This window comes from Lyngbya aestuarii BL J (genome assembly GCF_000478195.2).
Lineage (GTDB): Bacteria > Cyanobacteriota > Cyanobacteriia > Cyanobacteriales > Microcoleaceae > Capilliphycus > Capilliphycus aestuarii.
This window is the reverse complement of the sequence record NZ_AUZM01000037.1, coordinates 19,661-34,001: the sequence shown is the minus strand read 5'-3', so window position 1 is coordinate 34,001 and position 14,341 is coordinate 19,661. Positions and strand designations below refer to the sequence as shown.

Here is a 14,341-nt window from a genome sequence, read left to right as displayed (position 1 = left end):
GTCCCCCATTCCAGTGAATTCAGGAGTTAAGAAACCTTAGCCGGAACTTTTTCAGATGCAGGAAGAAGCGCATTTTCCCGACTTGAATCTAAGGAAAGTTCTTCAGTCTGATTTTTGGGAGAGTGAGAGGTGATCAAATAAGCGATATCGTGGGGAGATAAATTATCTAAACAAACCATTGACTTTGTTCCTTCTAAATCAATCATTCGAGATAAGTTGCTTTCCGAGGAGAGAACCGCAGCCGCTTGTTCGATAACTGACCAGTTCGTTCGTTCTTTCCATGTCCATTTGAGGCTATAATAGTTAATAGGTTTTAAAGTGCCATTTTCATCAGGTTTTTGACCGGAATGTTTGATAAATTCGGGTACAAAAATCCCGGTTGCTGGTTCAACTCCTCGGGCTTGAATTGATGCAACTAAACGGTTAAAATCATTCAAACTGCGACTTTTAATATAAGTCACAATGACCACACCTTGGGGGAGATCTCCTGATTCAGCAATGAACCAAATTTGACCCCATAAGGTATTCTGAGTTTGACCTAAACTCCCAAAAAATTTGCTAAATTTGAGAATTGTGATCGAACATTTAGAGCCATATTCTTCATCCCCGATAGTCCATTTTCCCGACTGACAATTGTTGCGAACTGCGATTGGCATTTCCGGAACAAGGATGGCTTCTTTGTGTTTAGCCCCAAAGACAGAAAAGTTAAAGTTATCTGCTATTTTTGACATTTTAATCTTCCTTTTTGTGCTTTTCCGTTGACGATTCTGAGTTGATTGATTATTTTTATCGCTAAAAAATGAACCTTGAACTATCGAATGATATGGTTTTGAGTTGGGGTTTCTTGATAGCTAGATAACGTCTTTTGTTGGGTTTTAATGAGGTGTAAAGTTGCAATCAAACTTTCTAGCATTTCGGCATGAGCTGGGGTAAAATGAATGCTAAAGCCTTCACCATCTCGTGCGTACCCTGGGCAAACTAGAGATGCCGAACCTTGTTCTTCATGGGTGGCAATATACATCCAATCTTCGTCATCCAATTTGTAGTGCGTATCTGTCCAAGTTCTGAGCATAGAGGTTCATCCTCCTGTATATTTCAATCCATTCAAGTGTTTGCACTTTTAATGATTCTTCACACCCTTTAATTCCAATGGGGGTACACCTTATCTAGAGTGCCGTTAGAATTGATGTAAGTTTCAACCCCAGGTGAGGTGAGAGCTATGTTGAAGTTTTTATCAACTATGCCGATAGTAACAGTTGTTGATTTAATCGTCAAGCCATAAGTTGAAATTTACGTCAAACTCGCATATGATCGAGCATAGGAGGGAAATACCGTGGAACAAACATTTGGAAAACTGATTCGTCAAGCCCGCAAGGACAAGGGATACTCCCAACGACAGCTTGCGGCGCTGTTAAAGGTTGATTTTACCTACCTGTCAAAGCTAGAGAATGACCGTGCTGACTACGCCCCCAAAGAAGATGTCATTCGGGGACTGGCGCGAAATCTCGGCATTGATGAGGAGGAGTTAATCTTTTTAGCGGGTCGAATTCCGCAACATTACGAGAATTTTCTCAAGCAAAATAACAAGGAAATAACAGCTTTATTCCGAAGATTGCAAGAGAACCCAAGCTTTGCTAAAAAGATTTTTGATGCTGCCCAGGAGACTGAATAAATGAGTATTCTGAAGCCGTACCGTTTTTATCCGAAAGAATCTATCGAACGGCGGGCGCAGGATATTCTCACTCAAATGCAAACTCAACCCAATTTTGCACCTCAGTGGCCGTTTGAGTCTTCTTTGGTTGCAGATTTTCTCGATTTAGGAGTGGTTTGGGATGAGATTCCTGCCGATGGGGAAGGAGAAATTGCTGCCCGTATTTTACCGACTGAACGAACCATTGAAATTAACGAAAATATCCTCGAAAAACCTCAAGGGTTTATTGAGTCAACTATTGCCCATGAAATTGGTCATTGGGTTTTACACATCAATCAAGATGAAGTCGATGGTGAGGTTAAACAGTTGGAATTACCGTTAGGAGAATACGGGAAAAAGCCCACAACTTCCGAAGAACCATTTGTGTGTCGGGGTTCGGCTTATGACTCAAAAATTGCTTCCATTGAATGGCAAGCGCAGTATTTTGCGAGTTGTTTGTTGATGCCTCAACATATTTTAGAAGAGAAACAGCAGGGCTTAGATCTAACAAAATGGACGGATTTATATAAACTCCGTGATCAGTTAGGAGTCACGATTTCTAATCTCACTAATCGCTTGCAAGATTTAGGTTGGATTACTATCCCTAAAAACACTCGCCAAATTTATCGAGGTCAAGGGGTAACGGAAAATCAGCAGCGTTTGTTTGGATAGTTAGTTCTCAACTTAAAACCCAGTTTATTTTGAGAAAGTGAGTAGAGGCGTTGTCATCAACGTCTCTAAATAAATATAGATGGGTGTAATCAACCTGACTTTATTTTTTAGATAAAAATCCGAAATCAAAAATTAAAGCCATAGTTCTAAAAAAAATCAATAAAGACTATAATACAAATCTCTATCTAGAGAGAGAGGATGACTCAAACGAGATCACCAAAGAGGGAGTTCAGTTAAAAAACAAACATAGTCCTAAAGTTATAAATCAAGCTAAACTGCTTCAAAAATCAGAATCTTTGTTTTACAATGGAGCGTACAGATTAAAAACTGTATTTCTTGTGCAAGCAGTTCAGCTTGGGTTGATCCAAAATAAAAGTACAATGCTATTCTCAAAATTTTAGCAAAATCAACTCTGACTTTAAAGTTGATTGTAAAGTTGATTGTAAAATATATATAAAAACAGGCAAATGACCATTAACTCAAACCATACTTCTATAAATAACGAACATTATACAACGGCAATTGTTGGTGCCGGCTTTACAGGTTTGTTTACGGCTTTACATTTGTGCCATCATAACTATTTACGACCGACTATTTTAATTGATCCTCAAGAACGTTTTGTGTTTAAACCTTTACTCTATGAAGTTTTAAGTGGAGAAATGGAAGTTGATCAAGTTTTACCTCGCTATGAAGAACTTTTAGACTGTAGCAATATTACTTATATTCAAGGAAGTGTAGATGAAATTGATTTCAAACACCGTCAACTTAAACTTTCATCAGGTTTAGACTATTCCTATGAAAATTTAGTCTTAGGATTAGGAAGTGTTGCTTGTTATTTTGGGATAGAAGGTGCTAGAGAAAATACGTTTGCATTTCGCAATGGTGATGATGCCATGACCCTCAGAAATCACCTCCGACAACAGTTGCAACTCGCCACCCAAACGGAAGATGAAACTGCACGTCATCAGCTTCTTACAATTGCGATTGTTGGTGCAGGGCCATCAGGAATTGAAATCGCCAGCACCTTAGCAGACTGGCTGCCCCAATGGTATCATCAACTCGGAGGAAATCCTGCTGAAGTTCAGGTAATTATTCTCGATATGGTGTCTGAAATTCTCACAGGTGATATTAATGTTCATCTCAGAGAAAAAGCTGAAAAAGCTTTACAGGAACGAGTGGTTCCGGTAGAAGTCCGACTCGAAGCAAAAGTTAGTGAAGTTTCCCCCGAATATTTAGAATATAAACAAAATAATCAACTGCATAAATTAGCAACGGGAACTGTGATTTGGACGGCGGGAAATGCGGTTCATCCATTGATTAAAAAATTGTCAATTTCCCCAGAACAACATGATCAACAAAACCGTTTGCGAGTTACACCCACATTACAATTACGAGAGTTTCCAGAAGTATTTGTGGGGGGAGATAGTGCAGTTTTAGATCAGGCTTTACCCCCAACGGCGCAAGTCGCTTATCAACAAGGAATTGCTATTGCTAATAATCTGATTGCGTTGGCTGAACAGGAACTGCTTGAACCCAGTGAAATTAAGTTGCGAGGTACATTAATGAAGTTAGGACTTGAAGCAGCAGCAGCAAATTTATTTGAGCGATTTGTGATCGCAGGTCAACCGGGTCATTTAGTTCGTCAGGGAACTTATTTAGAACTTTTACCCACTCCGGTTCACAATTTTAAAGCGACTGTAGATTGGATAACGGATGAGATTTTTAATGACCACGCACCACCGAGTCCATCTCGACAGAAAGTTGTTCGTTAGTGTAAGAGAGCAAAGATTTAATTCTAGTTTTTTGTTGTAAACTTAAGGAGAATAAAAATGACATCTATGACATCTACTGCTGAATTAGAACGGTTAAGTACAAGAGTTGTGAGTGAGGCAATTGTCCGACGGTTTTGGAACCGAGTCTGGAATGCGGGTCAACTCGAAATTTTCAAAGAATTGGTGACGGAAAATTGTTTATTCTACTGTGGTGGAAATGCAATTGAAACCCAATCAAAAATGATCAACTTGATTAAACAGTTTAGAAAGGAAATCAAGAATTTTGAATTTATAATAGAAGATCTATTTGCTTACAATCAAAAAGTTGTAACTCGTTGGCGAATTCAGGGGATTAATAATGGATTTTCAGAAGAAAGTTATAAAGGAGAACCCATTGAGTTAACGGGAATTACAATTTTTGAGTTGGAAGGAAATAAAATTAAAAAAGGATGGCTTGAAAAAAGTTAAATTAAACGATGATTAACGTAATAAAAAGTAACAAAGAATTGCTGCGAGTCATTTTAGCTGTTTGTATTATCGTTGCAGGAATTCTACACTTTGTCGTACCGGAACCGTTTATTAGAATTGTACCCGATTTTCTGCCCTCACCTGCGGCTTTAGTTTATATTAGCGGTGTTTTTGAAATACTCGGGGGAATTGGACTGTTAACTCCTCCGGTTTCTCAATTCGCTGCTTGGGGACTTCTAGCATTATTTATTGCCGTATTTCCTGCTAATATTAATATGGCAGTCAATCATATTCATATTGATGGCATACCGGATGGAAATTGGTTTCAGGCGATTCGGCTTCCTTTTCAAGCTGTTTTAATTACTTGGGCTTATTGGTATACTAAACCTGATGATAATCCGAAACAAGCTTCTATTATTCCCGGTTTACTCCGTTCTTAAGAGTTGCTGATCAAATTTCAGTTAAACTTTAACGATAGAAATCGCTTTATTTTCAATGTTTAAGGAAAAATGACTCAGTTAGAGAATCAGCCGATTACCGTTTCTCCGATGGATGAATTCAATCAAACTTTGGTTGAAAATTTGCATCCCTCTCACTGGAAAAATCCCCAACCTGAACGCTGTTACAATTTAGTCGTTATTGGGGGTGGAACAGCAGGATTAGTAACCGCAGCAGGTGCAGGTTTATTAGGTGGAAAAGTCGCATTAATTGAACAGAATTTGTTAGGAGGAGACTGTACAAATGTCGGTTGTGTTCCTTCAAAAGCCTTAATTCGTTCCAGTAGAATTGCTGCTGCTGTCGGTATTGCTTCTGAGTACGGAATTCCGGTTCCAGAGAGTGTGAAAGCTGATTTTTCTGTCGTCATGGAACAAATGCGAAAAGTGCGATCGCAAATTAGTTCTAACGATTCTGCGGCTCGATTTCAAGAAGAATTTGGAGTTGATATTTTTCTCGGAAAAGCTCATTTTTCGAGTTCACAAACTGTTGATGTTCGCGGAGAAAAACTGCGCTTCAAGAAAGCTGTAATTGCTACGGGTTCTCATCCAATTATACCCCAAATTGCAGGTTTAGAAACAGCAGGATATTTGACGAATGAAACCGTATTTTCTTTAACCAAACTTCCGGAATCTCTGGCTGTTATTGGGGGGGGTTATATTGGCTGTGAACTCGCTCAAACCTTTCAACGTCTGGGTTCAAAAGTTATTTTATTGCAAAGAGGAGATCAAGTTCTTAAACGTTCCGATATTGAAGTTTCAGATCTTATTCAAGAGGTATTTGCACGGGAAGGAATCTATACAGTTTTAAATGCAGATATCAAGCGAATAGAGTCGGAAGATGGCAAAACTATTTATTATGATGTTTTAGGAATTGAAGAACAATCTACTGTTGATGAAATTATTGTCGCTACCGGAAGACAGCCCAATATTAAAGGCTTAAACTTAGAAGCAGTTGGGGTTAAATCCGATCCAAAAAAAGGAATTATTATTAACGATTACTTGCAAACAACTAATCCTAATATTTATGCGGTTGGGGATGTTTGTATGGAGTCAAAATTCACCCATGCGGCGGATGCGGCGGCGAGAATTGTCGTTCAAAATGCTTTATTTTCACCGCTTGGAATCGGACGAAAAAAACTCAGCAGTTTGATTATTCCCTCCTGTGCTTATACCGATCCCGAAGTCGCTCAAGTGGGGATAACGGAAGCCGAAATTTTGCAAAAACCCGAAAAAGTGAAAACGTTTTACGTGCCACTAAGCGATATCGATCGCGCTTGTATTGATAGACAAACGAATGGGTTTGCTAAAGTTCACGTTCGTCACGGAACCGATAAAATATTGGGCGCGACAATTGTATCCGCACACGCCGGAGAAATGATTAATCAAATCACCTTGGCAATGGTGGGAAATGTGGGATTAAGAACGATTGCCAATACAATTTATCCCTATCCAACCCAATCGGAAGTGATTCGGAAAGCGGCGGATAAATACAATTTTACCTGGTTAAAAGGATGGGTGAAAAAATTGGCTTCAATTTGGTTGAGTTGGCAACGTTAAAACTTACTAATTAAGATAATTATAACAAAAATCCGGCTGTTGCCGCAACAATTAAATTGGTTAAAACTCCGCCAATCATCGCTCGAATTCCTAATTCAGCCAGTTCACTGCGACGTTGAGGCGCAATCCCACTTAAAGCCCCAATTTGAATCCCAATAGATCCAATATTGGCAAAACTACAGAGGGCAAATGTAGCAATTCTAATCGAACGTTCGGAAAGCGCATTATTTTTAATCATTTCTGCTAAATCTACATAAGCAATAAACTCGTTTAAAATGATCTTTTTTCCAATTAACGCAGCAACTTGACTGGCATCACCCCAAGAAACACCTGTCAATAATGCTATCGGATATAATACCCAACCTAAGATTAAATCTAAGGAAAGTTGAGGATAGCCAAACAATCCCCCAAACCAACTTAAAACCGCATTTAAAAAGGCAATTAACGCTAAAAAAGCAATAATCACCGCCGCAATATTAACCGCTAGTTTTGCCCCTTCTATCGCACCCGCCGCCGCCGCATCGACAACATTTGTCGCCGTTTTTTCGACGTTTAATTCTAACTTTCCTGCGGTTTCTGGTTTTTCGGTTTCAGGGTAGAGTAATTTAGACATTCCTAACGCACAGGGCGCCGCCATTACCGACGCTGAAATCAAGTCTCTAGCGGAAATTCCAAAAGACACATAAGCCGCCAAAACTCCCCCCGCTACAGTGGCAAAACCTCCCGTCATTACGGTGTTTAATTCCGATTTAGTCATGGTGTTGATAAAGGGTTTAACCAAAAGCGGTGCTTCCGTCATTCCCACAAACACATTCGCCGCATTAGAAAGAGATTCCGCCCCCGATGTTTTTGTGGTTTTTAACATCACCCAGGCGACGGCTTTAACGATTTTTTGGAGAAGACCGAGATAATATAAAACAGACACAAAAGACGAGAAAAAGATAATAGTTGGTAAGACTTTAAACGCAAAAAAATGTTCTTCGTAGTTTTCCCCAAAGACAAATTTAGCCCCCTCAACGGTAAAATCTAAAAAACGGGTAACAACAAGACCAATGGCATCAAAAACTAAATAAGTTCCAGGAATTCTGAGAATAATTACAGCGAGAATAAATTGTAACGCAATTCCCCAAATAACAGGTCGCCAAATTACAGCTTTTCGATTCACAGAAAGACTATAACCTATTCCCAAAAACACAACAATACCCAATAATGAAATTAAATTTTCCATGTAATTAACGCTATAAATATTAGTTGAAAAACATTAACCAAAACGGACTGTCATAAACACAAACCGCACCACAAAAACTCCGGCTAAAATCCAAGTTGCGAGGGAAACTTCGCGGCTTTTTCCTTGAAAACTTTTCAGCAAAGGATAGCTAATAAATCCAATCGATAATCCTTCGGCAATGGAGAACGTTAACGGAATGGTAAACAGCGTTAAAAATGCCGGAATTGCTTCTCCTAAATCTTGCCAATGAATTTGGGCAATATTAGATAGCATTAATACACCAACAATCACTAATGTGGGAGTAGTGGCATAGGCAGGAATGGCTTTTAAAACCGGAATAAATAGAATAGATAACCCCAATAATATGGCCGTAATTACAGAGGTAAAACCCGTGCGTCCACCTTCGGATACACCCGCCGCCGATTCAATATAAGTGGTGACACTAGAAGTTCCTAAAATTGCGCCTGATGTTGTGGCAATTGCATCCGCCATTAACGCTTGATTTGCCCGAGGAAGTTCGCCATTTTCATCAATATAACCCGCTTTCATCGCTACACCTGTGAGTGTTCCAATTGTATCAAATAAATCAACAAATAAAAATACAAATGTAACGGCTACAAAATCAATAAAATTATTAGCATTGAGGTTAACAAGTCCTAAAAAAGCCTCTCCAAATAATTCTTTGGGAAAAGGCGGAAATTCCAGAATTCCTTGAGGCCAAGGAGTTATTCCTAAAATCCAGCCTAAACTTGCAGTGGCTAAAATTCCCCATAATAAAGCGCCTTTGATTCGACGAACAACCAAAGCAGACGTGATCAAAATTCCGGCAATTGCTACTAACGTTTGGGGTTCTCTGAGACTCCCAAAAGCTGTTTTTGTGACTTCATTCGCCACAATAATTCCTGCACCTCCTGTTTCAAGATTACTCGCCAAACCAATATAAGCAATAAACAAACCAATTCCCGCAGCCGTAGCACTTTTTAATGAGTTTGGAATTGCAGTAATAATTTGACGGCGAATATTACTGAGGGTTAATCCGATAAAAATTAATCCCTCAATAAAGACAGAACTTAACGCTAATCTCCAGTCGATTCCTAGCCTTAAAACCACCGTATAAGCAAAAAAAGCATTCAGTCCCATTCCTGGTGCTTGAGCAAACGGATAGTTGGCTAATAATGCCATAATTAACGTGCCAATTGCCGCAGAAATTCCCGTCGCTACGACTAATTGAGGAAATAAATCTCCCGATTGATTAATATAAATTGCATCGGATAAAATAATCGGATTAACGACTAAAATATAAGCCATCGTCATAAATGTAGTGATTCCGGCTAGGGTTTCTGTACGGAAGTTGGTTTGAAAGTGTGCAAACTGAAAATAACGGGCGATCGCATTTAGCCTACCTCGGTTTGGTGGAGGATGATGATCGAAACTCATTTAAACTGACTCTATCAAGATATTTCGCTATCATATCAAACCTCAATCCTTTTTCTGAAACTCTCCAAAAATATTTAGAACACGGGTTGATGACTCGTCATTTAATCAATAAAATGATATACTATAAAATCTATAGACTAATCCAGTCGAGCAATTATCCTTTTAACATTATTAATCTCAACTCCATTTAAAGCTTCACATTTACAAAAAGAAACTTCATAACTTTACTCATACAAACCTGATGCCATCTCAAACTTCTATTAAAGCCTTTCGAGGCGCATTTTTTGACTGTGTTGCCGATCCTTTTTATGGGTCAGTAGAGGAGAGTATTCGCTATATACCCGATGGTTTACTGATTGTCGAAAATGGAAAAATCAAGGAATTTGGTAGCTATGAACATCTACAACCTCAATATTCCGATGTTGAATACATTGCTTACCCTGACAAATTAATTGTGCCGGGATTCATTGATTTACACGTTCATTATCCGCAAACAGAAATGATTGCTTCTGATAGTAATCAACTGTTAGATTGGTTAGAAAGATACACATTTTTAACAGAATCTAAATTTAAAGATCCAGATTACTCCCAACACATTGCCCAATTTTTTCTCAACGAACTTCTGCGAAATGGTACCACAACCGCTGTGGTTTTAGCCGCAGTTTTTTCCGAGTCTGTAGATGCCTTTTTTGAAGCGGCAAACTCCCGAAACTTGCGAATGATTGCGGGTAAAGTGATGATGGATCGTCATGCACCTGAATATTTACTCGATACCGCAAAATCTTCTTATGAAGAAAGTCAAAAACTCATTGAAAAATGGCACAATAAAAATCGCCTTCTCTACGCTGTTACTCCTCGGTTTGCGATTACTTCAACACCCCAACAACTCCATCTCGCGGGGAAACTCCTGCAAGAATACCCCGATGTTTATCTACACACTCATCTGTCTGAAAATGTCAATGAAATTAAATTTGTTGCTGAACTTTTTCCAGACAGTTTAGACTATTTACAGGTTTATGAACAATTTGGATTAGTCGGGAAACAATCAATTTTTGCTCATGGAATTCATCTTTCCGACTCCGAGTTTCAACGGTTATCAGAAACTCAATCTGCTATTGCTTTTTGTCCGACTTCTAACTTATTTTTAGGAAGCGGACTTTTTAAACTCCATCAAGCCAAATCTAGAGAATATCCAATTCCTGTGGGTTTAGCAACCGATGTCGGCGGCGGAACGAGCTTTTCTCTCCTCCAAACTGCCCACGAAGCCTACAAAGTCACCCATCTTCAAGGACAAAATCTATCCGGTTTACAAGCTTTATTTCTGGCTACATTAGGGAGTGCAGAAGCCTTATCTTTAGACGATAAGATTGGAAACTTTGAGATTGGTAAAGAAGCAGATTTTGTGGTATTAGATGGGCGAGCAACCCCATTGTTGGCATTGCGAACTCAAGGTAAAATACACGCTAAAACGATAGAAGAAATAGCGGATTTTATATTTTCTCTCATCATCTTAGGAGATGATCGATCCGTAGCTGCCACTTATATTTTAGGAGAACAGGCTTACATCCGAAGTTAACCAGATTGATCATCAATTTTTCATCTTAATAACCCACAATAACTTGCCACAAACACACCGTTAAAATTCCAATCGCTAGATGCTGAGGTAATAAAAACTTAAACGATTGACGGGCAATTTTCTGTGTTAGAATAATCGCCGTAATTTCACCAAATATCAAGACCGTTCCCTGTAAAAAACCAATGACAGCCGGATGAGCTACTAATACAGGTAATCCCTCACCATCTAAACCGAAAGTCGCCAAAGCCACCGGAAGAATACGTCCCCCTTCAGACAACCCCAACCGCAGATAATGGGCTAAATTCCCCGCTAAAACCAGCGGTAAATATCCATAAGCTAATTCCACAAACGAGCAAGATTTAAAATTCGGAAAAACCTGACGAATTCCTTGGATGAAAAGATGAGCTAAAAGCGGTATAAAGACTGGTAAACTCAAAGCCGCCACCGATATCCATAAATGAGGTTGAGGCTGAAGTAAATTCCAAGGTAAATTCAACTGGGTTTGTAACTCGGGAAGATGATGTAAAAAAACCGCTCCCAACATCAAAAATAATAAAGCCACCTCATAACTGCGAGAAACATGAGTTGTCCACAATTCAATTCCCGGTGGACGTAAATTAAACTCTACCGAACGATGAGGACAAGCCTTGAGACAAGTCATACACAAAACACAGTCTCGGTTATCTTCTAATTGAGCCGGATGAGAATACAATGGACAGCCATTGGTAGCCATCCCTTCACCTTTTTCTGGCCCTCCTTTGTAACATTGATAGGTGGTACATTCTGCCGAACAAGTGCCTTGCTGCGCCCTCAATTCCGTCATTGAAAGTTTAGCAAACATCCCATTCATTCCCCCTATCGGACAGAGATAACGACACCAAAACCGCCGTTCAAATAGAGCCGAGAAAATCATCGCTCCAGCCGTAATTAACAGCAGTAAACAAGCCGATAAATATGCTGTATTCGTTAAATCCCAGAGTTCTTCCCAGAGTAAAATTAAAGCAAATAATCCAAACAAAAACCATCCACCCCAATCTTCAGCAATCTCTCTCGGCCAGCGTTTAAGTTTGCGGGGAAACAACCACAGCGATAATTTTTGGGTAACTTCTCCATAGATCATAAACGGACAAACCGCACACCAAACTCGCCCTAAAAATGGAAATCCGATCAGAACTATCGGCCACCACCACGCCCAAAATAAATTTAAAGCAAAATTTTCTGAACGGGTTTGCGGGCCGAAAAATAAAACTCCAATAATTAATGCAAATGCAGTTAATGTAAAACCATAATTAATTCGATCCGGCCACCAAGGACTGCGAAGAAAATGGCGAAGTCCGGGATAAGTATTCAGTAAATTCAGACGAAATTGTTTTTTCTTGGTTTGCGACGGCCAGATAATTTCTTCGGTAATTTCTAAACCGCCTTGGAGTTGAATAATTGCCCGTTCAACTAAGTTGCGAAGTTCTCGTAAATTATTAGGAAAATCATAGGCTTGTAGTCGTCGTAAGGCTTCGGGAGTAACCCGAGCTTTTTCAATACCTTTAGAGCGACAAATTAAACTAATATAGTATTTGACCCAATCTTCTAAGTCTGCTTTTCTCACCCGCAACGGGGGAACTTTAATTAAATTATCGACGATAGAATTGAGTTCTGAGATGGCTTTTTCAGAGACAATAATAATTTGAGCTTCACAGGTTTTAGTCGGGGCAGCAGGTTCTCCTGGACGACTAACTGGACTGTAGGTTTTGGTTCTTACCAGGTTAACAATTACAGGTAAAAGTTCAGGAGGAAGATCATGGACATTATTAAAAATTAAGGTGCCTTCGCCCAACGCTTCAATCAATCCAGGTTTCCCGCCAACTCGACCCAATAATTCGGAACCGCTTGTTTGTAAGGTGCTACAATCGAGTTTAATTAGAGGTTTACGTCGCTCCGATGAACCAAAATGAATTAACGCCGCAATATTATCTTTTTCCAGTCCCGGTTCACCAAAAACTAACACAGACTGACGGTTTTTTGCAGCTTGTTTAATTTGCGATCGCAGTCGAACCGCATAGCGACTTCTTCCGACAATTCCCCGTCTTGCTTTCGGGACTAAATAGGGTTGTAAAATCAGGAGTCGTTCCTGTTCATAAACCAGTTGAGAAGATAATGCTTCGACTTCCTCAACTAATTGCTGAGAAAACGCCTGAGAAATTTCAGGATATTGACTCACCAATTGATTAAATGCTTCTGTTTTAATCAACCACAATTCACACTCACTCAAAGTGACCAGGGTTTGTCGAACAGGTTTATTGAGCAAAAGTTCTTGAAGATTGATCACCGATCCGGGTAATAAGCCATAGGAACGCAACTGATCGCTTTCGGCTTCGAGATGACCTGAGCGTAGAATGTAGAGTCCCTCTGGCGATTTTGCTTCTGTGACAATCATGTTTTGGGCTTCTACCCTGCGGTGTTCGAGTCGGCTCGCGATCGCCTCCAGAATCTCTCGGTTGAGCAAGCTCAAAGCACTTCGTTCTTGTAGCCATGTCACCAACTCTTGAACATCCATCGTTGGTTCTCCCGTTTACCTTTGCTTTATATTTTAAAGGAGAAGTGACAGATTGCGAAAACCATGATCGAACTTTCTAGTTTTTGGGTTCCCTTAGCTCTTTTAGGTTTAATTGTACTGGCGGCTATTTTTTTTAGTTTGAGCCGTTAAATTAACCCACTAAAATTTCTAATCAATCAAGTGATTTGTCATCGCAAACCGAACCAATTCTGCTCGGTTATTACTCTCTGTTTTTCTCAATAAACTACTGACATATTTTTCAATTGTTCTTGGACTTAAATGCAGTTTTTCGCCAATTTGTACATTGGAGCGTCCTTCTGTTAAGAGATCCAAAACTTGTTGTTCTCGCTCAGTTAAATTAATCTCATGAGATAAAGTAGAAGTTGCTCCATTGATCACGACCACAGACTCACTGACTCGACTTCGCAACTCTGACTCGATCAATTGTGATCGCTCTAATAAAGCCCGAATGACTACCCCCAATTCATCCAATTCAAAAGGTTTGGGTAAGTAATTATCGCAGCCCAATTGATAACCCCGAATTCGGGATTGAATAGCGGTGTGAGCGGTTAAAAAAATCACAGGCAGCAGACGAAAAGCTGGACGAGAACGGATACGCTTAACGAGATCATAGCCGTCCATCTCAGGCATAGTAATATCGGTGACGATCAGGTGAGGTTTGTGTTTATCTACCAACTCAAGAGCCTCCTGACCATTCTCAGCAGAAATCACAGTGTAACCTGAAATTTCAAGATAATCACTAATCGAGAGGCGAGTCCCGAAGTCGTCATCTACAACCAATATCGTTAGGGGCATAGGACGGGGACTGGAAATTTAAACCGGAAAGATGACTTAGCGTTGATCGTTTTGGATTTAGCCTTTTTTGACCAAAT

Annotated in this window: 13 protein-coding genes; 7 read left to right on the top strand and 6 right to left on the bottom strand. The window is 39.7% G+C overall.

The genetic code is table 11. The features are described 5' to 3' along the window. Nucleotides 1-26: 26 nt before the first annotated feature. Together M595_RS15965 and M595_RS15960 are read right to left on the bottom strand one after the other, a co-directional pair. Nucleotides 27-731 carry a hypothetical protein gene (locus M595_RS15965; RefSeq protein WP_023067344.1) on the bottom strand — a complete coding sequence of 235 codons (705 nt, stop codon included), beginning with the start codon at nucleotides 729-731 and terminating at the stop codon, nucleotides 27-29. An 80-nt stretch (nucleotides 732-811) separates the two neighbouring features. After that, a complete protein-coding gene (locus M595_RS15960; protein WP_023067385.1) occupies nucleotides 812-1,072 on the bottom strand; it encodes a hypothetical protein in 261 nt (86 codons plus the stop codon). 261 nt (nucleotides 1,073-1,333) lie between these two features. Here M595_RS15960 and M595_RS15955 point away from each other — a divergent pair, with 261 nt between their 5' ends. From M595_RS15955 to M595_RS15930, 6 genes are all read left to right on the top strand, one after another. Beyond that, on the top strand, nucleotides 1,334-1,672 hold the full coding sequence (locus M595_RS15955) for a helix-turn-helix domain-containing protein (RefSeq protein ID WP_023067358.1): 339 nt from the start codon (nucleotides 1,334-1,336) through the stop codon (nucleotides 1,670-1,672). Continuing rightward, a complete protein-coding gene (locus M595_RS15950) occupies nucleotides 1,673-2,362 on the top strand; it encodes an ImmA/IrrE family metallo-endopeptidase (RefSeq protein ID WP_023067368.1) in 690 nt (229 codons plus the stop codon). It abuts the gene before it with no gap. Nucleotides 2,363-2,829: 467 nt separating this feature from the next. Further along, nucleotides 2,830-4,134, top strand: coding sequence for an NAD(P)/FAD-dependent oxidoreductase (locus M595_RS15945; RefSeq protein WP_023067382.1), 1,305 nt, complete (start codon nucleotides 2,830-2,832; stop codon nucleotides 4,132-4,134). A 57-nt stretch (nucleotides 4,135-4,191) separates the two neighbouring features. Next, entirely contained in the window at nucleotides 4,192-4,602 is a 411-nt protein-coding gene (locus M595_RS15940; protein WP_023067393.1) for an ester cyclase, read from the top strand. A gap of 8 nt (nucleotides 4,603-4,610) precedes the next feature. Further along, nucleotides 4,611-5,042, top strand: a complete 432-nt coding sequence (locus tag M595_RS15935; protein ID WP_023067341.1) for a DoxX family protein — start codon at nucleotides 4,611-4,613, stop codon at nucleotides 5,040-5,042. A gap of 69 nt (nucleotides 5,043-5,111) precedes the next feature. Beyond that, entirely contained in the window at nucleotides 5,112-6,656 is a 1,545-nt protein-coding gene (locus tag M595_RS15930; RefSeq protein ID WP_023067387.1) for a mercuric reductase, read from the top strand. 19 nt (nucleotides 6,657-6,675) lie between these two features. Here the strand turns inward: M595_RS15930 and M595_RS15925 are convergent, their stop codons facing one another. Both M595_RS15925 and M595_RS15920 read right to left on the bottom strand, forming a co-directional pair. Beyond that, nucleotides 6,676-7,884 (bottom strand): NupC/NupG family nucleoside CNT transporter, encoded by a 1,209-nt coding sequence (locus M595_RS15925; RefSeq protein ID WP_023067355.1) that lies wholly within the window; start codon nucleotides 7,882-7,884, stop codon nucleotides 6,676-6,678. A gap of 33 nt (nucleotides 7,885-7,917) precedes the next feature. Next, on the bottom strand, nucleotides 7,918-9,321 hold the full coding sequence (locus M595_RS15920) for an NCS2 family permease (protein WP_023067348.1): 1,404 nt from the start codon (nucleotides 9,319-9,321) through the stop codon (nucleotides 7,918-7,920). A gap of 241 nt (nucleotides 9,322-9,562) precedes the next feature. Between M595_RS15920 and guaD the strand changes: the two genes are divergently transcribed. Further along, nucleotides 9,563-10,897: a guanine deaminase gene (gene guaD, locus M595_RS15915; RefSeq protein WP_023067354.1), complete on the top strand. Its 1,335-nt coding sequence runs from the start codon at nucleotides 9,563-9,565 to the stop codon at nucleotides 10,895-10,897. 25 nt (nucleotides 10,898-10,922) lie between these two features. Here the strand turns inward: guaD and M595_RS15910 are convergent, their stop codons facing one another. After that, nucleotides 10,923-13,448 carry a sigma 54-interacting transcriptional regulator gene (locus tag M595_RS15910; RefSeq protein WP_023067353.1) on the bottom strand — a complete coding sequence of 842 codons (2,526 nt, stop codon included), beginning with the start codon at nucleotides 13,446-13,448 and terminating at the stop codon, nucleotides 10,923-10,925. Nucleotides 13,449-13,616: 168 nt separating this feature from the next. Continuing rightward, nucleotides 13,617-14,264 carry a response regulator transcription factor gene (locus M595_RS15905; RefSeq protein ID WP_023067398.1) on the bottom strand — a complete coding sequence of 216 codons (648 nt, stop codon included), beginning with the start codon at nucleotides 14,262-14,264 and terminating at the stop codon, nucleotides 13,617-13,619. Nucleotides 14,265-14,341: the final 77 nt, after the last annotated feature.

Bases quoted from the DNA above. Each gene is read 5' to 3' on its own strand.
- M595_RS15965 (WP_023067344.1), bottom strand. From the start codon at position 731: ATGTCAAAAATAGCAGATAACTTTAACTTTTCTGTCTTTGGGGCTAAA.
- M595_RS15960 (WP_023067385.1), bottom strand. From the start codon at position 1,072: ATGCTCAGAACTTGGACAGATACGCACTACAAATTGGATGACGAAGAT.
- M595_RS15950 (WP_023067368.1), top strand. From the start codon at position 1,673: ATGAGTATTCTGAAGCCGTACCGTTTTTATCCGAAAGAATCTATCGAA.
- M595_RS15945 (WP_023067382.1), top strand. From the start codon at position 2,830: ATGACCATTAACTCAAACCATACTTCTATAAATAACGAACATTATACA.
- M595_RS15940 (WP_023067393.1), top strand. From the start codon at position 4,192: ATGACATCTATGACATCTACTGCTGAATTAGAACGGTTAAGTACAAGA.
- M595_RS15935 (WP_023067341.1), top strand. From the start codon at position 4,611: ATGATTAACGTAATAAAAAGTAACAAAGAATTGCTGCGAGTCATTTTA.
- M595_RS15930 (WP_023067387.1), top strand. From the start codon at position 5,112: ATGACTCAGTTAGAGAATCAGCCGATTACCGTTTCTCCGATGGATGAA.
- M595_RS15925 (WP_023067355.1), bottom strand. From the start codon at position 7,884: ATGGAAAATTTAATTTCATTATTGGGTATTGTTGTGTTTTTGGGAATA.
- M595_RS15920 (WP_023067348.1), bottom strand. From the start codon at position 9,321: ATGAGTTTCGATCATCATCCTCCACCAAACCGAGGTAGGCTAAATGCG.
- guaD (WP_023067354.1), top strand. From the start codon at position 9,563: ATGCCATCTCAAACTTCTATTAAAGCCTTTCGAGGCGCATTTTTTGAC.
- M595_RS15910 (WP_023067353.1), bottom strand. From the start codon at position 13,448: ATGGATGTTCAAGAGTTGGTGACATGGCTACAAGAACGAAGTGCTTTG.
- M595_RS15905 (WP_023067398.1), bottom strand. From the start codon at position 14,264: ATGCCCCTAACGATATTGGTTGTAGATGACGACTTCGGGACTCGCCTC.